The following is a 21929-nucleotide window of genomic DNA, read 5'->3' on the forward strand; positions in this document are numbered from 1 at the left end:
GTGACGACACAGAACACCGGCAAGGGGCGCGGCCCGTCGGGCATCGAGGACGTGCTGCCGCTGTCGCCGCTCCAGGAAGGACTCCTGTTCCACTCCCTGTACGACGACGGCGCGGGCCAGGACGCCTACACCGTCCAGCTGTTCGTCGACCTGGCCGGCCCGCTGGACGCCGCCCGGCTGCGCGAGGCCGTCACCGCGGTGCTGCGCCGGCACCCCAACCTGCGGGCCGGTTTCCGGGCGGTGCGGTCAGGCAAGCCCGTGCAGTTCGTGCCGCGCCGGTTCGACCTGCCCTGGCGGGAGGAGGACCTCGGCGGTCTGCCGGCGCAGGAGGCGGACACCGCACTGGCCCGCCTCTGCGACACGGAGCGCGCCGAGCGGTTCGACCTCGCCGCACCGCCCCTGCTGCGCTGCCTGCTCGTCCGCCGTGCCGACGACCTGCACCGCCTCGTCCTGACCAACCACCACATCCTGATGGACGGCTGGTCGGTCCCCGTCCTGCTGCGCGAGGTCTTCACCGCCTACGACCGCGGCGCACAGGCCCTTGCCCCCACCACCCCCTACCGGCGCTACCTGGAGTGGCTCAGCCGCCGTGACCGGCAGACCGACGAGCGGGCCTGGCGCGCCGCCCTGGACGGCCTGAACGGACCCACCCGGATGTGCCCGGGCGCCGGGTCCGCCGGCGAACCGCGGCTGCCGGAACGCGTCGAGACCTCCCTGCCGGCGGAGTTCCGCACGGGCCTGGCCCGCCTCACCGCCGAGCACGCCGTCACGCTCAACACCGTCGTCCAGACCGCCTGGGGCGCCCTGCTCGGGCGGCTGACGGGCCGTGACGACGTCGTCTTCGGCACGACGGTCTCCGGCCGCCCGGCCGACATCCCCGGCGTCGAGACCATGATCGGCCTGTTCATCAACACCGTCCCGGTGCGCGTCCGCCTCGACGCCCGCGAGACCTGGTCCGAGGCCCTGACCCGGGTGCAGGACGAGCAGTCCGCCCTGGGCGCCCACCAGCACCTGGGTCTGTCCGCGATCCAGTCGCTGACCGGCGCCGGTGACCTCTTCGACACCGCCGTCCTGGTGGAGAACTACCCGGTCGACGCGGCCACTTCGGCTCCCCTCGACTCCGGGCTCCGCCTGGTCGGCGCCAAGGGCCGCGACGCCACCCACTACCCGCTCACCCTCGTCGTCTCCCAGCGCGGCGACGACCTCCACGTCCGCCTCGACCACCGGCCGGACCTCGTCGACCGCCCTGCGGCCGAGGCCCTGCTGGACCGTTTCGTACGGATGCTGCGGGCCGCCGTCCTGGCCACGGACAGCCCCGTCGCGGCCGCCGACGTGCTCTCCGCCGAGGAGCGCGCGCTCCTGCTGGGGGAGTGGAACGACTCCGTCTCGCCGGTGCCGGTGGGCCTGCTGCCGGAATGGTTCGCAGGGCAGGCGACGGCGACGCCGGACGCGGTGGCCGTGCGCTGTGGCGGGGACTCCCTCAGCTACGGCCGGTTGGACGGCCGGGTCGATGCGTTGGCGGCGGAGCTGCTGCGGCGTGGGGTGGGCCGGGGTGCGGTGGTGGCGTTGGTGCTGCCGCGTTCGGTGGACGCGGTGGCGGCGATGCTCGCCGTCGGCCGGGTCGGGGCGGCGTTCCTGCCGGTGGATCCGGGTTTCCCGGCGGAGCGTGTGGCGTTCGTGCTGGCGGATGCGGCACCGGCCGTGGTGCTGGCGTCGCGGGAGACGGTGTCCGTGGTGCCCGGGGCGGTGCTCGTGGAGGAGGTGGGCCCGGTCGAGGAGCCGGTCCCGGCAGCGGAGGTGACGGCCGACGATGCGGCGTATGTGCTCTATACATCGGGTTCGACGGGACGTCCGAAGGGTGTGGTGGTCCCGCACGGCGCACTGCGCAACTTCCTGGGGGCGATGGCGTCCCACGTCGCGCTGTCACCGGGGGACCGCTGGCTGGCGGTGACGACCTTCGGCTTCGACATCGCGCTGCTGGAGGTGTTCCTGCCGCTGGTCTCCGGCGCGACGGTGATGCTGGCCTCGGGCGGCGACGTACGTGACCCGGCCGTCCTCGGCGAACTGGTACGCACCGAGGGCGTGTCGGTGATGCAGGCGACGCCGAGCCTGTGGCGGGCGCTGCTGGAGCAGGTGCCGCAGGCCGTCGACGGCCTGCGGGTGCTGGTCGGCGGTGAGGCGCTGGACGCCTCCCTGGCAAGGGAGTTGGCCGACCGAGCGGACTCCGTGCGGAATCTGTACGGTCCGACGGAGACGACCGTCTGGTCGACGTCGGCGCCGGTCACCGGGGCGGAGGTGTCGATCGGTGGCCCGTTGGCCAACCAGCGGGTGTACGTCCTCGACGGTGCGCTGCGGCTCGTGCCGCCGGGCGTGCCGGGGGAGTTGTACATCGCCGGTGACGGCGTGGCCCGTGGCTATCTGGGTCGTGCGGGGCTGACGGCGGGCCGGTTCGTGGCCGATCCGTTCGGTCCGGCGGGCGGTCGTATGTATCGCACGGGTGACGTGGTCCAGTGGTCGCCGGACGGCCGGCTGGTGTTCGTGGGCCGGGCCGACGACCAGGTCAAGGTCCGCGGCCACCGCATCGAACTCGGCGAGGTGGAGCAGGCGCTGGCCGGCGCCGACGGGGTGACCCGCGCGGTGGCGACGGTCCGGGAGGACACGCCCGGCGACAAGCGGCTGGTCGGATACGTGGTGCCCGCCGAGGCGGACGTCACGGCGGTGCGCCGCCATGTGGCCGGGCTGCTGCCGGAGTACATGGTGCCCTCGGCGATCGTGGCGCTGGACGCCGTACCGCTGACCCCGAACGGCAAGACCGACCGCAAGGCGCTGCCCGCCCCCGACCTGGGCGCACGGCAGGGGCGCGAGGCACGGACCGCACAGGAGGAGATCCTGTGCGGCCTGTTCGCGGAGATCCTCTCGGTGCCCAGGGTCGGTATCGACGACGGGTTCTTCGAGCTGGGCGGCCACTCGCTGCTGGCGACCCGCCTCGTCTCCCGGATCCGCACGGTCCTGGGCGTGGAGGTGCCGGTCCGCGCACTGTTCGAGGCGCCCACGGTGGCCGGTCTGGCCCGGTACGTCGACACGGCCGCGGCCGCCCGCCCCGCCCTGGTGCGCCGGGAACGGCCCGAGAGCCTGCCGCTGTCCTTCGCCCAGCACCGCCTCTGGTTCGTCAACCGGATGGACCCGGAGGCGTCCCACTACAACATGGCCATGGCGCTGCGGTTGCGCGGCGCCCTGGACCCGGACGCGCTGCGGGCGGCCCTGACCGATGTGCTGGAGCGCCACGAGTCCCTGCGCACCGTCTTCCCCGAGCGCGACGGACAGCCGTACCAGCACGTCCTCGGCTCCGCCGAGGCGGCCGCCCAGGTGCTGCGCACCGGCGCCACCAGCGCGGACCACCTGGTCCGGGACGTCGCAGCGGCCACCCGCGAGGGCTTTCGGCTCTCGGCCCGGATCCCGCTGCGGGCCACCCTGCTCGCCGTGGGCCCGGACGACCACGTGCTGGTGCTGGTGCTGCACCACATCGCCGGTGACGCCTGGTCGATGCGCCCCCTGGTCCGCGACCTCACCGAGGCCTACACGGCTCGCCGTTCCGGCGCCGCCCCGCGCTGGACCCCGCTGCCCGTCCAGTACGCCGACTACGCCCTGTGGCAGCGCGAGCTGTTCGGCGACGAGGAGGACCCCGAGAGCCTGTCCGCACGGCAGCTGTCCTACTGGAAGCGGCAGTTGGCGGGGTTGCCGGAGGAGCTGCCGCTGCCGGCGGACCGGCCCCGGCCGGCCCTCGCCACCCACCGCGGCGACCAGGTGCCCTTCGAACTCGACGCCCAGCTCCACCGCAGGCTGCTGGCCCTGGCCCGGCAGAACGGCGTCAGCCTCTTCATGGTGTTCCAGGCCGCGCTCGCCGCGCTGCTGACCCGGCTCGGTGCCGGCACCGACATCCCGCTCGGCACCCCGATCGCGGGCCGTACCGACGACGCCTCCGACGACCTCGTGGGCGTCTTCATCAACGAACTGGTGCTGCGCACGGACACCTCCGGCGCCCCCGCCTTCCGGGAGCTGCTGGCCCGGGTCCGGGAGACCGACCTGGCCGCCTACGCCCACCAGGAGCTGCCGTTCGAGCGGATCGTGGAGGAGCTGAACCCCGAGCGGTCCCTCGCCCGCCACCCGCTGTTCCAGGTGTCCCTGTCGCTGCAGAACGCCGCGCCGCCCGTGCCCGCCTTCCCGGACCTGACCGCCGAGGTCGTACGACGCGACGACGACGCGGCCCGCTTCGACCTGGCCCTGCGGCTCGGCGAGACACAGGCCGCGGACGGCACCCCCGGCGGGGTGCGCGCCCAGGCCCTGTTCGCCACCGACCTGTACGACCGGCCGACCGTCGAGCGCCTCGTCGCCCGGTTCGTCCGGCTGCTGGGCGCTGCCGTCGCCGAGCCCGACCGCTCGATCGGCGACCTGGAGATCCTCGGCGCCGAGGAACACGCCGACCTCCTGCACGGCCGCAACGACACCGCGCACGCCCTGCCCGGGAACACGCTGCCGCCCCTGTTCGCCCGGCAGGCCGCCCGCACCCCGGAGGCCCCGGCGGTCGCGGACAGCACCGAGGTGCTCACCTACGCCCAGCTGGACGCCCGGAGCAACCGGCTGGCCCGACTGCTCACCAGCCGCGGCATCGGCCCGGAGGACCTGGTCGCGCTCGCCCTGCCCCGCTCCGCCACCGCGGTCGTCGCCATGCTCGCGGTCGGCAAGGCGGGCGCGGCCTACCTCCCGCTGGACACCGAACAGCCCGGCGGCCGGCTCGACTTCATCCGTGAGGACGCGGCCGCCGCCGTCCTGCTGACCACCGAGGACACCCTGGCCGGCGTGCCGGGCCTGGCCGACGGGCCCGAACGGCTCCTCGTCCTGGACGCCGAGGAGACCCGCGCGGCACTGCGCCGCATGTCCTCCGAGACACCGGACCCGGTCGGACCGCCCTCGCCCGACCAGGCGGCCTACGTCATCTACACGTCCGGCTCCACCGGCGCCCCCAAGGGCGTCGTCGTCCCGCAGCGTGCCCTCACCGACTACGCGGCCCGCGCCGCCCGGACCTACCCCGGCCTGGCCGGACGCACCCTGCTGCACTCGTCGCTCTCCTTCGACCTGGGCCTGACCACCCTGTACGGCACGCTGCTGACCGGCGGCTGCCTGCACGTCGGTGACCTGGACGAACGGCTCGACGTGCCCGGCGGACTGACCTTCCTGAAGGTCACGCCGAGCCATCTGCCGCTGCTGGAGCTGATGCCGGACGTCCTCGCCCCGCACGCCGAGCTGATGACCGGCGGCGAGGCCCTGCGCGGCGAGCAGCTCACCGGCCGCCGGGCCGGCCGCCCCGACCTGGCGCTGATCAACCACTACGGCCCGACCGAGACCACCGTCGGCTGCCTGGACCACCGCCTCCCGCAGGACGGGCCCGTCCCGCACGGCCCGGTGCCCCTGGGCCGTCCGATGTGGAACACGCGCGCCTACGTCCTGGACGCGCGGCTGCGCCCGGTCCCCGACGGCACCGTCGGCGAGCTGTACGTCGCCGGGCACGGCCTGGCCCGCGGCTACGCCAACCGGCCCGCCCTGACCGCCGAGCGGTTCGTCGCCGACCCGTACGGCCCGGCCGGCTCCCGGATGTACCGCACCGGCGACCGGGTCCGCTGGAACGCCGACGGGGAGCTGGAGTTCGTCGGCCGCGCCGACGACCAGGTCAAGATCCGCGGCCACCGCGTCGAACTCGGCGAGGTCGAGGCGGCCCTGCTGCGGGTGCCCGGCGTGGCGTCCGCCGCCGCGGCCCTGCGCGAGGACCGGCCGGGAGACCTGCGCCTGGCCGCCTACGTCGTCCCGCGCGACCCCGCCGGTGACGGGCCGGGAGCCGAGGTCGACGCCGAGACGGTGCGCACGCACCTCGCCGGGAGCCTCGCCCCCTACCTGCTGCCGGGCGACGTCGTCGTCCTCGGCGCGCTGCCGCTGACCGCCAACGGCAAGACCGACCGGGCCGCGCTGCCCGTCCCGGACGCCTCGCACGTCCCGGCCGGTCGCGCCCCGCGCACCCCCGAGGAGGAGGTGCTGTGCGCGCTGTTCGCCGAGATCCTGGGCATCGGCCGGGCCGGAGCGGACGACAACTTCTTCCACCTGGGCGGGCATTCGCTGCTGGCCACCCGCCTCGTGAACCGGGTGCGTTCCGTCCTCGGCGTCGAACTCCCGCTGCGCGCCCTGTTCGAGCGGCCCACCCCGGCCGGCCTCGCGAGCCTGCTGCGCGACGCCGAGCACGCCCGTCCCGCGCTCGCTCCGATGCCGCGCCCCGAGCGCGTCCCGGTGTCGTACGCCCAGCGCAGGCTGTGGTTCCTCAACCGGATGGACCCGGACAGCCCGCTCTACAACGTGCCCGCCGTGCTGCGGCTGCGGGGACGACTGGACCGCGCCGCACTGCGCGACGCGGTGCGTGACGTGGCCGTACGGCACGAGACGCTGCGCACGGTGTTCCCGGCCGTGGACGGCGAGCCCGTGCAGCGCGTGCTCGACGGCACCGACCACCTCGACCTGCCCGTCCGGACGGCGACCGAGGCCGACCTGCCGGAGCTGCTCGCCGAACTGACCGGCCGGGGCTTCGACTTGACGGCCGAGCCCCCGCTGCGCGCCACACTCCTCGCCCTGGGCGAGGAGGAGCACCTCATGGTGCTGGTGATGCACCACATCGCCAGCGACGCCTGGTCCTGGCGGCCGTTCGCCGGCGACCTGAGCACCGCCTACGCGGCCCGCGCGGAGGGCACCGCCCCCGCCTGGCAGCCGCTGCCCGTGAGCTACGCGGACTACGCGCTGTGGCAGCGGGAGGTCCTCGGCGAGGGTGAGGCCGAGATCGCCCGTCAGCTCGCCTTCTGGCGCGACACCCTGCGGGGCATCCCCGAGGAGCTGCCGCTCCCCGTGGACCGGCACCGCCCCGCGGGCGGACCGCACCCGGCCGCCGACGTGCGGTTCACCCTCGACGCCGAGCTGCACGAGCGGCTCGGCGCGCTGGCCAGGGAGCACGGCGTCAGCCTCTTCATGGTGCTCCAGGCCGGTCTCGCCGCCCTGCTCACCCGGCTCGGGGGCGGCACCGACATCCCGCTGGGCACCCCAGTGGCGGGACGCACCGACGAAGCCCTGGACGACCTCGTGGGCTTCTTCGTCAACACCCTGGTGCTGCGCACCGACACCGGCGGCAACCCGGCCTTCGCCGAGCTGCTGGACCGGGTCCGGCAGACCGACCTCGCGGCCTACGCCCACCAGGACCTGCCGTTCGAACGGCTGGTGGAGGAACTGAACCCGGAGCGCTCCCTCGCCCGGCACCCGCTCTTCCAGGTCATGCTCACCCTGGAGCACGCGTCCGGCACCGCGCTCGACCTGCCGGGCGGCCTGACCGCGACGGTGGAGCGCGGCACCGCCAAGTGGGCGCGCTACGACCTCTCGTTCGGCCTCGGCGAACGCCACACCGAGGACGGCGCCCCGGGCGGCGTCGACGGTGTCCTGGAGTACTCCACCGCCCTCTTCGACCCCGCCACCGCCCGCTCCCTCGCGGACCGCCTGGTACGGCTGCTGCACGAGGTCGCGAGCGACCCCGCCCGCCGCGTCGACGACCTCGACGTGCTCTCCGCCGAGGAGCGGGGGCTGGTGCTGGGGGAGTGGAACGACTCGGCGTCGGCGGTGCCGGTGGGCCTGCTGCCGGAGTGGTTCGCCGACCAGGCGGCCGCGACGCCGGACGCGCCTGCCGTGGTGTGCCGGGGCACGTCTTGGTCGTACACCGAACTGGACGCCCGGGTCGATGCGTTGGCGGCGGAGCTGCTGCGGCGTGGGGTGGGCCGGGGTGCGGTGGTGGCGTTGGTGCTGCCGCGTTCGGTGGACGCGGTGGCGGCGATGCTCGCCGTCGGCCGGGTCGGGGCGGCGTTCCTGCCGGTGGATCCGGGTTTCCCGGCGGAGCGTGTGGCGTTCGTGCTGGCGGATGCGGCACCGGCCGTGGTGCTGGCGTCGCGGGAGACGGTGTCCGTGGTGCCCGGGGCGGTGCTCGTGGAGGAGGTGGGCCCGGCCGACGAGGCCGTCCACCCGGTGACGGTGACGCCCGAGGACGCGGCCTACGTGCTCTACACCTCCGGTTCCACGGGACGCCCGAAGGGTGTGGTGGTCCCGCACGGAGCCCTGCGCAACTTCCTGTGGGGCATGCGCCCGGTCGTCGGCCCGGCGCCGGGGGAGCGATGGCTGGCGGTGACGACCTTCGGCTTCGACATCGCGCTGCTGGAGGTGTTCGGGCCGCTGGTGACCGGGGCGACGCTGGTGCTCGCCTCCCGTGAGACCGTGCGGGATCCGCAGGCCCTGGCCGCACTCGCGCAGGCCGAGGACGTGTCCGTGATGCAGGCGACGCCGAGCCTGTGGCGGGCGTTGCTGGACGAGGCGCCAGAAGCCCTTGAGGGGCTGCGGGTGCTGGTCGGCGGTGAGGCCCTGGATCCGGTCCTGGCCGGGGAGTTGGCGGCGTCGGCTGCGTCGGTGGTGAATCTGTACGGTCCGACGGAGACGACCGTCTGGTCGACGTCGGCGCCGGTCGCCGGGGCGGAGGTGTCGATCGGTGGCCCGTTGGCCAACCAGCGGGTGTACGTCCTCGACGGTGCGCTGCGGCTCGTGCCGCCGGGCGTGCCGGGGGAGTTGTACATCGCCGGTGACGGCGTGGCCCGTGGCTATCTGGGTCGTGCGGGGCTGACGGCGGGCCGGTTCGTGGCCGATCCGTTCGGTCCGGCGGGCGGTCGTATGTATCGCACGGGTGACGTGGTCCAGTGGTCGCCGGACGGCCGGCTGGTGTTCGTGGGCCGGGCCGACGACCAGGTCAAGGTCCGCGGCCACCGCATCGAACTCGGCGAGATCGAGGCCCACCTGCGGGCCCAGCCCGGCGTCGGCGCGGCCGTCGCCGCCGTGTCACCCGGACCCGACGGCGTGCCCCGGCTGATCGGATACGTGGTCGGCACCGAGGACACCGCCGCCGTACGCGCGGCGCTGGCATCGGCGCTGCCGGAGTACATGGTGCCCTCGGCGATCGTGGCGCTGGACGCCGTACCGCTGACCCCGAACGGCAAGACCGACCGCAAGGCGCTGCCCGTGCCCGAGCTGAGCGCCGGGGCGACGCGGGAACCGCGCGACGCGCAGGAGGAGATCCTGTGCGGGCTGTTCGCCGAGACCCTCGGCCTCGAACGGGTCGGTATCGACGACGGGTTCTTCGAGCTGGGCGGCCACTCGCTGCTGGCGACCCGCCTCGTCTCCCGGATCCGCACGGTCCTGGGCGTGGAGGTGCCGGTCCGCGCACTGTTCGAGGCGCCCACGGTGGCCGGTCTGGCCCGGTACGTCGACACGGCCGCGGCCGCCCGCCCCGCCCTGGTGCGCCGGGAACGGCCCGAGAGCCTGCCGCTGTCCTTCGCCCAGCACCGCCTGTGGATGCTCGACGCCATCGAGGAGGCCGGCGCGCTGTACAACCTGCCGCTCGCCACCCGGCTGCGCGGCGAACTCGACGTGGACGCGCTGCGGGCGGCCCTCGCGGACGTGGTCGCGCGCCACGAGGTGCTGCGCACGCTCTACCCCGAGCGGGACGGCCTGCCGCACCAGCGCGTCCTGGACCCCGCGGACGCGGTACCGGAGCTGCGGGTGCGGGCGGTGACCGAGTCCGCGCTGGACGGCGCGGTGGCCGCCGCCGTAGGCCACGAGTTCCGGCTCGACGCGGAACTCCCGCTGCGGGCGACCCTGTTGGCGCTCGGCCCGGACGATCACGTGCTGGTGCTGGTGCTGCACCACATCGCCGGTGACGCCTGGTCGATGCGCCCCCTGGTCCGCGACCTCACCGAGGCCTACTCCGCCCGCCGCTCCGGCACCGCCCCGCGCTGGACCCCGCTGCCCGTCCAGTACACCGACTACGCCCTGTGGCAGCGCGAACTGCTCGGCGACGTGCGGGACCCGGACAGCGAGGCGGCCCGGCAGGCCGGTCACTGGAAGCAGACCCTCGCCGGTCTGCCCGACGTACTGGAGCTGCCCGCCGCCCGGCCCCGCCCGGCCGAGGCGAGTCACCAGGGCGACCTCGTCCCCTTCGAGGTGGACGGCCGACTGCACCAGGAGCTGCTCGCCCTCGCCAGGTCCGGTCGGGTCACCCTCTTCATGGTGCTCCAGGCCGCGCTGGCCGCGCTGCTCACCCGGCTCGGCGGCGGCACCGACATCCCGGTCGGCACCCCGGTGGCCGGGCGCACCGATGCGGCCGCCGACGACCTGGTCGGGTTCTTCGTCAACACGCTGGTGCTGCGCACCGACACCGGCGGCGACCCGACCTTCGGCGAACTGCTGGACCGGGTGCGGGAGACGGACCTGGCGGCCTACGCCCACCAGGATCTGCCGTTCGAACAGCTGGTCCGGCAGCTGGGCGTGGAGCGCTCGCTGGCCCGGCACCCGCTGTTCCAGGTGATGCTCGTGCTGGACGCCTTCCAGCGCGACGGAGCCGCCCTGGACGGCCTCACCGCCGAGAGCGTCGCCCGCCCGGACACCGGAGAGGGCGGCACCGCCAAGTTCGACCTGTCCCTGCGCGTCACGGAACGCCGGGGACCCGACGGCGAGCCCGCCGGCCTGACCGGAACGCTCGCCTACGCGACCGACCTCTTCGACCGTCCGACGGCCGAGGCGATGACGGCGCACTTCACCCGACTGCTCGAGGAGGTGGCCACCGACCCGCACCGGGCCCTCGGCGACCTCGACATCCCCACGCTGGAGAAGGAATTGGAGACCGCACCACACAACGGCAGGGAACCGGACCTCGGCGCCCTGATACCCCGGATGATCGAGGAGCAGGCGGCCCGCACCCCCGGTGCGCCCGCCGTGAGCGACGCGGCCGGCACCCTGACGTACGCCGAGCTGAACGAACGCGCCAACCGGCTGGCCCGGCTGCTCGTCCGGCACGGCGCCGGACCCGAGCGGGTCGTCGCGCTCATGGTGCCGCGCTCGCCCGACATGGTCGTCGCGGTCCTGGCCGCACTGAAGTCCGGCGCCGCCTATCTGCCGCTGGACAGCGAGTACCCGGCCGACCGGATCACGTACATGCTCGAGGACGCGGCCCCGGCGCTGGCGCTGACCACGACCGCGGTCCAGGACCGGCTCCCGGCCGCGCCCGGCACCACCCGGATCGTCCTCGACGCGCCCGACACCCGCGCCGCGCTGGCCGGCCTCGCGGCCGAAGACCTCACGGACGCCGACCGCACCGCCCCGCTCACCCCGCACACGCCCGCCTACGTCATCTACACCTCCGGCTCCACGGGCCGGCCCAAGGGCGTCGTCGTCGAGCACCGCGGCATCCCCAACCTGGTGCGGGCGCGCGTCGAGCCGTACGCCATGGGACCGGGCAGCCGGGTGCTGCAGTTCGCCTCGCTGAGCTTCGACGCCGCGCTGTCCGAGATCTGCACCCCGCTCAGCTGCGGCGCCTGCCTGGTGCTGGGCCCGGCCGACATGCTCGACCAGGTCGCCCGGCTGCCGGAGCTGATCGGCGAGCGGGGCGTCACCCACGCCACGCTGCCGCCCGCCGTGCTCGCCCGGCTGCCCGAGGACGCCCTGCCGTCCGTGCGCACCCTGGTGATCGCCGGGGAGGCCCCGCCGGACGGCCTGGTCGCCCGGTGGGCGGTCGGCCGCAGGATGTTCAACTGCTACGGCCCCACCGAGACCACCGTCTCCTGCACCATGGCCGGCCCGCTGCCGGCCGAACCCGGCATCCCGCCGATCGGCGGCGCGCTGCCGAACCTGCGCCTGCACGTCCTCGACGAGCGCCTCGTACCGGTGGCCGACGGCGAGCCGGGCGAGCTGTACGTGGCGGGCGCCGGCGTGGCCCGCGGCTACCTCGGCCGGCCCGCGCTGACCGCGGAGCGGTTCGTCGCCGACCCGTTCGGCCCGGCGGGCACCCGGATGTACCGCACGGGTGACGTGGTCCGCCTCCGCCCCGACGGGGCGCTGGAGTTCGTCGGCCGCGCCGACGGCCAGGTCAAGATCAGGGGTCTGCGCATCGAACTCGGCGAGGTGGAGACGGCGCTCGCGTCCTGCCCCGGCGTGGGACAGGCGGTGGCCGCCGTCCGTGAGGACGAGCCCGGTCGCCCCCGCCTGGTCGGCTATCTCGCGGCGGCCCCCGGCACCGGCCTGGACACCACCGCCGTACGGGCCCGGCTCGCCGAGACGCTGCCCGAGTACATGGTGCCGTCGGCGCTCGTGGTGCTCGACCGGATCCCGCTGACCGTCAACGGCAAGGTCGACCGGGCGGCGCTGCCCGCCCCGGCCGCGACCGCCGGGCCCGCCGGCGACAACGGCACCGACGGCGCCCCGCGCACCGACCGCGAGGAACTGCTGTGCCGGGTGATGGCCGGTGTGCTGGGCCTGCCCCGAGTGGGCGTGGCCGACAACTTCTTCTCCCTGGGCGGCGACAGCATCACCGCGCTCCAGGTCGCCAGCCGGGCCCGGGAGGCGGGCCTGGCCGTGTCGCCGCGCGACATGTTCCGGCACCAGACGGTCGCCGAGCTGGCCGCAGCGGTCACCGACACCCGGCCCGGCCCCGCCGCGCCCGCCGCCGACGGCGTCGGCGCCGTACCGCCGACCCCGGTCGTGCGCTGGCTCGCGCAGCGGCGCGGCCCCATCGCCGGGCTGAACCAGTCGGTGCTGCTGCGGGTCCCGAGCCTCGGCCGGGACGCCCTCACCCGCGCGCTCCAGGCGGTCGTCGACCACCACGACGCGCTGCGCATGCGGCTGTCGGGCTCCGCCGCCTCCGTCACCTGGGGCCTCACCGTGCGACCGGCCGGCGAGGTCCCGGCCGCCGAGCGGATCACCCGCGTCGACGTGAGCGGCTTCCCCGACGACCCGGCCGACCCCGCACTGACCGCCCTGGTCACCGAGGAGGGCGAGGCCGCACGCCGCCGCCTCGACCCGGAGGACGGCGTGCTGTTCCAGGTCGTCTGGTTCGACGGCGGCACCGGCCGGCCCGGCTGGCTGCTCCTCGTCGCCCACCATCTGGTCGTCGACGGCGTGTCCTGGCGGATCCTGGTGCCCGACCTGGCCACCGCCTGGCAGGCCGCGGCCGCCGGGCGGACGCCGAGCCTCGCGCCCGTCGGGACCTCCCCGCGCCGCTGGGCCCAGCTGCTGCTGGCCGAGGCCCAGACGCCCGAACGGGCCGCGGAGCTCGACCTGTGGACCCGGATGCTGGAGGAGCCCGAACCACGGCTCGGCGCCGAGGCGTTCCGTGCCGCCCGCGACACCCGCGAGAGCGCCGAGCACCTCTCGGTCCGGCTGCCCGCCGCGACCACCGGCACCCTGCTCACCGCCGTACCGGAACGCTTCCAGGCGCGGATGGACGACGTGCTGCTCACCGGCTTCGCCCGCGCCGCCGCCCGCTGGCGCGAGCGCAACGGCTGGGGCTCCGGCTCCGCGGTCCTCGTCGACGTCGAGACCCACGGCCGCGAGGAGATCGCTGACGACGTCGACCTGTCCCGTACGGTCGGCTGGTTCACCGCCATCCACCCGCTGCGCCTCGACCCCGGCACCCACGGCCCGGCCGCCGCGCTGAAGCGGGTCAAGGAGCAGATCCGGGCCGTGCCCGACAACGGCCTCGGCTACGGGCTGCTGCGCTACCTCAACCCGGACACCGCCGGACTGCTCGCCGCCCACCCCACCCCGCAGATCGGGTTCAACTACCTGGGCCGCGTCAACGCGACGACACTCGGCGACAGCAGCGGACGCGGCGTCCCGGGCTGGTCCGGCGAGCCGCGCATGGACACCCGGGTCGTCCCCGCCGACGCCGGACTGCCGTTCGCACACCCGCTGGAGATCAGCGCCGTCACCCGTGAGACGGCCGAGGGACCCCAGCTGGACGTCACCTTCTCCTGGCCCGGCGCCCTGTTCACCCGGGACCAGGTCCGGCAACTGGCCGACGACTGGTTCGCGGCACTGGGCGAGCTGGCCGCCGCCGCCGAACGCCCCGACGCCGGCGGGCTCACCCCGTCCGACCTGCCGCTGGTCTCCCTCACCCAGGCCGAGATCGACGCGCTGGAGGCCGCGCCGGGCGGTGTCGAGGACGTCCTGCCGCTGTCCCCGCTCCAGGAGGGCCTGCTCTTCCACACCCTCTACGCGGACACCGGACCCGACGTCTACGCGATGCAGCTCAGCGTCGACCTGGAGGGGCCGCTGGACGCCGTGGCGCTGCGCGCGGCCGGGCAGGCCCTGCTGGACCGCCACCCCAACCTGCGGGCCCGCTTCGTCCACCGCGGCGACGGTCACCCCGTCCAGGTCATCGCCCGCCGGGTGGAACTGCCCTTCGAGGAGGCCGACTTGAGCGGCCTCGACGAGGCGGCCCGGGAAGCCGAGCTGGCCCGGCTCACCGACGCCGCCCGCGACCGCCGCTTCGACCTGGCCGCCGCCCCGCTGGTGCGGCTGCTGCTGATCCGGCTGGGCGAGGAGCGGCACCGTCTCGTCATCCTCAAGCACCACATCGTGCTCGACGGCTGGTCCATGCCGCTGTTCCTGCGCGACCTGGTCGCCCTCTACCACGGTGAACGGGCCGCCCTGCCGCCGGTCGTGCCCTACCGCGACTACTTCGTCTGGCTGGCCGGGCAGGACCGGGCGGCCACCGAGGAGGCCTGGCGCCGGGCGCTCGACGGGCTGACCGAGCCGTCCCTGCTGGCCCCCGCCGGATCCGGCGCGCCCACGCAGATGCCCGAGGACGTCGGCCGGTCGCTGTCCGTAGAGACCACCGCGACGCTCCAGGCGTACGCGGCGGAGAACGCGGTCACCGTCAACACCGTGCTCCAGGGCACCTGGGCGGTGCTGCTCGGCCGGCTGCTCGGCCGCGACGACGTGGTGTTCGGCACCACGGTCTCCGGCCGGCCCCCGGAGATCCCCGGCATCGAGTCCATCGTCGGCCTGTTCATCAACACCCTGCCCGTCCGGGTCCGCCTCGACCCGGCCGAGGACTGGCGTGCGCTGTTCACCCGGCTGCAGGAGGAGCAGTCCGCGCTCACCGCGCACCACCACGTCGGGCTCGCCGACATCCAGCGGCCGACCGGCGTCGCCGGGGACCTCTTCGACACCCTCGTCGTCTACGAGAACTTCCCGACCGCCTCCGGCGGCGGACGCGAGGGTGCCCTGCGCGCGACGGCCGTGGAGGGACGCGCCGCGGCCCACTACCCGCTGGCCCTGATCGCCTCCGTGGGCGACGGCCGTCTGCGGCTGCGCCTCGACCACCGGCCCGAACTGTTCGACACCCGGACCGTGGAGACGCTGCTCGAACGGCTCGTGCACGTCCTGGAGGGCATCACCGCCGCGCCGGGACAGCCCGTCGCCACCGTCGACATCGCCGCCGCCGACGAGCGGGAACAGCTGATCGACGGCTGGAACGGCGGCCCGCTCGACGTCCCCGCCGACCCGCCGACCATGACCCACCGGTTCGCGCAGGCCGTCGCCGAGGGCCCGGACGACATCGCCGTACGGCTCGGCGACACCCGCCTGACCTACCGCGAACTCGACGAGCGCGCCAACCGCACGGCCCGCCGGCTCATCGAGCTCGGGGTGCGTCCCGAGACCCGGGTCGGCGTGCTGCTGGACCGCTCGGTCGACCTGATCGTCAGCGTGCTGGCCGTCCTCAAGGCGAGCGCGGTGTACGTCCCGCTGGAGCCCACCTACCCCGACGAGCGGGTGCGGCTGCTGCTCGACGAGACCCGCTCCCCGGTGCTGCTGACCGACAGCGACCGCGCCGCCCACTGGACGGAGGCACTCTCCGGCGAGGTCAGGGTGGTCGCCGTCGACACCGACCCCGGCATCCCGGCCCAGGCGGACTCCGCGCCGGACGTGACCGTCCTGCCCGACCAACTGGCCTACGTCATCTACACCTCCGGCTCCACCGGCACCCCCAAGGGCGTCGCGGTCAGCCACCGCGCCGTCGTGGAACTCGCCGCCGACCACTGGTGGCGGCTGGACGCCACCCAGCGCGTGCTGTTCCACTCGCCGCACGCCTGGGACGTGTCCACGCTCGAGTGGTGGGTGCCGCTGCTGAACCACGGCGAGGTCGTCATCGCCCCGCCCGGCAAGGTCGACCTGGAGGCCATCGCCTCCCTCGTCGTCGAGGAGGGCATCACCGGGCTGTGGGCCTCCGGAGGCCTGTTCCGGCTGCTCGCCGAGACCCACCCGGAGTGCTTCCGGGGCCTCGCCGAGGTCCGCACCGGCGGTGACGTGGTCCCCGCCTACGCCGTCCGCCGGGCCCTGGACGCCTGCGCCGGCACGGACACCGTGGTCACCGCCGGCTACGGCCCCACCGAGACCACCGTGTTCTCCACCCGGTACTCGATGCGGCCCGGCGACGAGGTGCCCGAGAGCGTCCCCATCGGCGCGGCGCTCGACGCCACCCGGGCCTATGTCCTCAGTCCCGGACTTCGGCCCCAACCGGTCGGCGTGGTAGGCGAGTTGTACCTCGCCGGGACCGGTGTCGCCCGCGGCTACGAGAACAACCCGGGCATGACCGCCGAGCGGTTCGTCGCCGACCCCTACGGCGAGCCCGGCACCCGGATGTACCGCACCGGCGACCTGGTGCGCTGGCGCGCCGACGGGCTGATGGAGTTCGTCGGCCGGACCGACGAACAGGTCAAACTGCGCGGCTTCCGTGTCGAACTGCGCGAGGTCGAGGTGGCGCTCAGCGCCTACCCCGGCATCGGGCAGGCCGTCGCCCTGGTCCGCGAGGACCGCCCCGGCGACAAGCGGCTGGTCGGATACGTGGTGCCCGACGCCGGCGCCCCGGCACCCGACCTGGCGGCGCTCCAGGCCCATCTGGCGGAGAAGCTGCCGGAGTTCATGGTGCCGTCCGCGCTGGTCGTCCTCGACAAGCTGCCGCTGACCTCGCACACCAAGCTGGACCGCAAGGCCCTGCCCGCCCCCGACCAGCAGCGCACCGACGACTCCGCCGGACGGCCGCGCAGCCCCCAGGAGACGGTTCTGTGCGAGCTGTTCGCGGACGCCCTCGGCGTGCCCGGCCTCGGCATCGACGACGACTTCTTCCTGCTGGGCGGCAACTCCCTGCTGGCCGCCTCCCTGGTCAGCCGCATCCGCTCGGTGCTCGGCTGCGAGCTGAGCATCCAGGCACTGTTCACCTCACCGACCGTGCGCGCGCTGGCCGAACGACTGGCGGGCGGCGCCGGACCCGACGAGCACAACGCCCTCGACGTCCTGCTGCCGCTGCGCGCCAAGGGAAGCGGCCCCGCCCTGTTCTGCTTCCACGCCGGTGGCGGACTGAGCTGGCGGTACGCGGGACTGCTGCGCCATCTGCCCGCGTCCGTGCCGGTGTACGGCGTACAGGCCAGGGCGTTCGGCACCCCCGGCTACCGGCCCGGCGGCATCGAGGAGATCGCCGAGCACTTCGCCGAGCGGATCCGGGCGGCCCGGCCCGACGGGCCCTACCACCTGCTGGGCTGGTCCTTCGGCGGGCTCGTCGCCCAGGCGGTGGCGACCCGGCTGCAGGCGGACGGGGCCGAGGTCGGCCTGGTCGCCGTCCTCGACTCCTTCCCCGTCTCCTCCGCCGTGGCAGCGCCCGCCGCGCCCGGGTCCGGGGAGCAGAACCTGATGGCGGCGCTGCTGGAGGCGACCGGCCTCGGCGAACAGCTGCCCGGCGGCGCCGAACCGGACGAGGAGACGGTCGCCGCGGTGCTGCGCGCCCAGGGCAACCCGCTCACCGACCTGCTGGCCGACCACCTGGTCACGGTGGCGCAGACGTTCCAGGACAACGTGGAGCTGCGCCGGGCCTTCACCCCGAAGGTCTTCCGGGGCGACCTGCTGCTCCTCGCGGCCGGCGCGGACGGCCCGGGCGCCGAGGCCGGAACGCGGCGCTGGCAGCCGTACGTCGACGGCCGTGTCGACGCCCGCACCATCACCGGCCGGCACGAACAGATGCTGCTGCCCGGCCCGATCGCCGAGGTCGGCCGGATCGTCACCGAGCGGCTGGAGAACCTCGGCGAGGAGGAGGGGCGATGACCCGCGACATCTACGAGATCGGTGAGCTGCCCCCGTTGGGCGAGGTCCCGAGCCACATGTACGCGGCCCTCATCCGGCCCGAGCGGTACGGCCCGCCGCGGCAGGCCATCCAGGTCGAGCCGGTCGAGGTGCCGCCGGTGGGCCGCGGCCAGGTGCTGGTCATGGTGATGGCGGCCGGCGTCAACTACAACGGCGTGTGGGCCGGCCTCGGCAGCCCCGCCGACGTGATCGCGGCCCGCCGCAAGCAGGGCGACCCGCACGACTTCCACATCGCCGGCTCCGAGGGCGCCGGCGTGGTGTGGGCGGTCGGGGAGGGCGCCACCCAGTACAAGGTCGGCGACCACGTGATCATCGCCGGCGTCCAGTGGGACGAGTCGGCCCCCGACATCCGCATGGGCGTCGACCCCACCGCCTCCAAGTCCCAGAAGGCCTGGGGATACGAGCTCAACTTCGGCTCCTTCGCCCAGTTCACGGTCGTCGACGAGTACCAGGTGCACCCCAAGCCGCCGCACCTGACCTGGGAGCAGGCCGGCTGCTTCCTGGGCGGCGGCTCGACCTCGTACCGGATGCTCACCGGCTGGGCCCCGCACACCGTGCAGCCCGGCGACCCCGTGCTGATCTGGGGCGGGTCCGGGGGCCTCGGCTCCATGGCGATCCAGATCACCGACTACTTCGGCGGCATCCCCATCGCCGTGATCTCCGACGACGACAAGGCGGAGCACTGCCTGCGCCTCGGGGCCCGCGGTGTGATCAACCGCCGCGACTTCGACCACTGGGGCAGGCTGCCGGACGCGGGCGACGCCGCGGCGTACCGGGAGTGGCAGTCGGGGGCCCGGGCCTTCGGGCGCCGGATCTGGGAGATCCTCGGCGAACGCAGATCGCCCCGGATCGTCCTCGAACACCCGGGCCGCGACACCCTCGCCACCTCCGTCTACGTCTGCGACAACGCCGGCATGGTGGTCACCTGCGCGGGCACCAGCGGCTACAACGGCGACATCGACCTGCGGTTCCTGTGGATGTTCCAGAAGCGCCTGCAGGGTTCGCACGCGGCCAACGTCCGGGAGACCCGGGCGGCCATCAACCTGGTGGCCTCCGGCCGGGTCGACCCGTGCCTGAGCCTGACCCTCCCGTTCCGGGAGATCGCCGACGCCCACCAGCTCGTCTACGACAACCGGCATCCGGCGGGCAACACGGCCGTCCTGGTCAACGCCGCCGAACCGGGTCTCACCGCACTGCCCTGACCCTCCGGGACCGTGGTCCCTTTTCACCGGCCGCCGGGGGCAGTTGGGCGTCGAGGCGGCGTCCAGCTCCCCCGAGCGGCCCTCTCCTAATGTGACAGCGGTCCGAATGACGAACAGACGGGGGACGGATGAAGGCGCTTGTCTACTGCCATGGAAGCCGGGGGGACGTCGAGCCTTATCTGGCGCTTTCCGTGGCGCTGCAACAGGCCGGACACAGTGTGGTTCTGGCGGCCCCCCGCCTTTTCTCCCCGTCCGCGGAGAAATACGGAGTTCCGTTCGCAGCGCTGAACGACGACCTCGTCCAGCTCATGACCAGACCCGAGTTCAGGGACGTCCTGCAGCGCAGTGACGCCCTGACGGAGGCCGACCGGGAACTCAAGAAGAAGATCTTCGTCGAGTCGTTCCCGCGCATGTATCCCGCGGTTCTCCGGGACATGTGGGAGGTGGCTGCCGACGGCAGCGCCGACATTGTCGTCCATTCGCACAACCACCGGGAAGCCGTGCCCCAGATAGCCGAAAGGCTCGGCGTACCGCACGTTCTGGCGACCCTTTACCCCAACTTCGTACCGTCCCGGGACTACACGTTCTTCGAGCGGACCTACCGAATTCCCGAAAAGCCCGGGCAGGAGGAGAACGTCTTCACGGCGCTTCCTGCCCGCGCACTTGCCGAATGGCGGTCCGAGGTGCTCGGACTGCCGCCGCGGGAGAACGCCCAGGACTTCCGGCACCGTGCCGACGGCACCCCGGCCACGGTCCTGCACGGCTTCAGCCCGCAGGTGGTGAAACCGTCCGCCGACTGGCCGGAGTGGGTCCACACCACCGGGTTCTGGTCACTTCCCCCAGCCGTCGACTGGACCCCGCCGGAGGATCTACGGCGGTTCCTGGCGGCCGGTGAGAAGCCGGTGTTCGTGGGCTTCGGCAGTTCCCTGGCCCCGGACCCGAGGGCCACCGGCCGCCTGGTGCAGGAGGCGGTGCGGCGCGCCGGAGTGCGTGCCGTGGTGGTGGCGGGCTGGGGCGGGATCGAAATCCCGGAGCCGGGCACGGACATCATCACCGCGACCGAGGTCCCCTACGACTGGTTGTTGCCGCGCGTACGGGCCGCCGTCCACGCCGGCGGCGTCGGCGCCCACAACGCGGCCCTCGAGGCCGGCGTCCCGCAGGTCAGCTGCCCCTTCCACAAGGAACAGCTGGTGTGGGCCGGGCGCCTGCACGAACTCGGCGTCGCTCCCGCGCCCCTGCTGCAGCGCGACCTGACCGCCGACGCCCTCGCCGAGGCCATCCGGATCGCCGTCACCGATCCCGGCATCGCCCGCACCGTCGCCGGGGTCGCCGCCCTGGTGCGCGAGGAGGACGGCGCCCGCAACGCCGTCCGGGTCCTGGAACGAGTCCACCACGAGCAGACAGGAGCACGCCGTGTCGCTCACCACGCATGACGGCATCGGGAGCGCAGTCGACCAGGAGCGGCCCGTTGCGGCCCGCCGCCGCGAACGCCCCGCCTTCGACCGGCCGCTGCACGTCGGCACCCCCAACATTCCGGACCGCCGCCGTCTGTTCGAACGCATCTCACAGGCCCTCGACCGGGGCTGGCTGACCAACAACGGCCCACTGGTGCGCGAGTTCGAGGACCGGCTCACCCGACTCACCGGAGCCGCACACGTCCTGGCCACCAGCAACGGCACCTCCGCCCTTGAGGTGCTGGTCCGGGCCCGCGGCCTGACCGGCGAGGTGATCGTGCCGTCGTTCACCTACGTCGCCACCGTCCACGCTCTGCAGTGGCAGGGCCTGACCCCGGTCTTCGCCGACATCGACCCGCACACCGGCACCCTGGACCCCGCCCATGTGCGCCGGCTCGTCACCCGGCGCACCAGCGGCATCGTCGGCGTTCACCTGTGGGGCCGGATCTGCCCCGACGACGAGCTGCGGGCGATCGCGGACGAGCACGGGCTGGGCCTGCTCTACGACGGCGCGCACGCCCTGGGCTGCGAACTGGACGGCCGCGCGGTCGGCGGCTTCGGCGACGGCGAGATCCTCAGCTTCCACGCGACCAAGTTCATCAACGCGTTCGAAGGCGGCGCCGTCGTCACGAACGACCCCGAACTCGCCGAACGCGTCGACCGCATGCGCAACTTCGGGTTCGGGCCCGGCCGGGAGGTCCTCACCTTCGGCACCAACGCCAAGATGAACGAGATCTCCGCGGCCATGGGGCTCACCGCCCTCGAGCACATGGACGAGATCACCGCGGCGAACGCTCTGCGGCACGAGCACTACCGGGCCGGGCTCTCCGGTGTCCCCGGCGTGCGGCTGCGCGGCCCCGGCCCGGGGGAGCGCAGCAACCACCAGTACGTCGTCATGGAGATCGACGCCACGGTCACCGGAGTCCACCGCGACCAGCTGCTCTCCGCACTCCATCAGGAGAACGTGCTGGTCCAGAAGTACTTCCACCCGGGCTGCCACCGCATGCGGCCCTACGCGCAGCGGGCCGACATCCACACGCCGCTGCCGCTGCCCGGCACCGAGGCGCTGGCCGAACGCGTCCTGGTCCTGCCGTCCGGGCTGGCCGTGACCCCGCACGACGTGGACCGCGTCTGCGAGGTCGTACGGCGGGTGCTCGAGGCACCGACGGCGCACTGACAACCAAGG

Annotated in this window: 4 protein-coding genes; all 4 read left to right on the top strand. The window is 74.2% G+C overall.

The annotated features are described in order from the left end of the window. The 4 genes from ACIF83_RS15215 to ACIF83_RS15230 all read left to right on the top strand — a co-directional run bounded on the left by ACIF83_RS15215 (position 1) and on the right by ACIF83_RS15230 (position 21920). Positions 1 to 18048 carry a non-ribosomal peptide synthase/polyketide synthase gene (locus tag ACIF83_RS15215; protein ID WP_399726989.1) on the top strand — a complete coding sequence of 6016 codons (18048 nt, stop codon included), beginning with the start codon at positions 1 to 3 and terminating at the stop codon, positions 18046 to 18048. Then, positions 18045 to 19289, top strand: coding sequence for a crotonyl-CoA carboxylase/reductase (gene ccrA / locus ACIF83_RS15220; protein ID WP_399726992.1), 1245 nt, complete (start codon positions 18045 to 18047; stop codon positions 19287 to 19289). Before ACIF83_RS15215 ends, ccrA begins: the two co-directional genes overlap by 4 nt. Positions 19290 to 19417: 128 nt before the next feature. Further along, positions 19418 to 20722 carry a glycosyltransferase gene (locus tag ACIF83_RS15225; RefSeq protein WP_399726995.1) on the top strand — a complete coding sequence of 435 codons (1305 nt, stop codon included), beginning with the start codon at positions 19418 to 19420 and terminating at the stop codon, positions 20720 to 20722. Further along, positions 20703 to 21920, top strand: coding sequence for a DegT/DnrJ/EryC1/StrS family aminotransferase (locus tag ACIF83_RS15230; RefSeq protein ID WP_399726998.1), 1218 nt, complete (start codon positions 20703 to 20705; stop codon positions 21918 to 21920). Before ACIF83_RS15225 ends, ACIF83_RS15230 begins: the two co-directional genes overlap by 20 nt. Positions 21921 to 21929 lie beyond the last annotated feature (9 nt).

The organism is Streptomyces sp. NPDC085866 (assembly GCF_044541035.1).
Classification (GTDB): Bacteria; Actinomycetota; Actinomycetes; order Streptomycetales; family Streptomycetaceae; genus Streptomyces.

What these genes read in the sequence shown, in the direction of transcription:
- ccrA (WP_399726992.1), top strand. Translation starts at nt 18,045, where the DNA reads ATGACCCGCGACATCTACGAGATCGGTGAGCTGCCCCCGTTGGGCGAG.
- ACIF83_RS15225 (WP_399726995.1), top strand. Translation starts at nt 19,418, where the DNA reads ATGAAGGCGCTTGTCTACTGCCATGGAAGCCGGGGGGACGTCGAGCCT.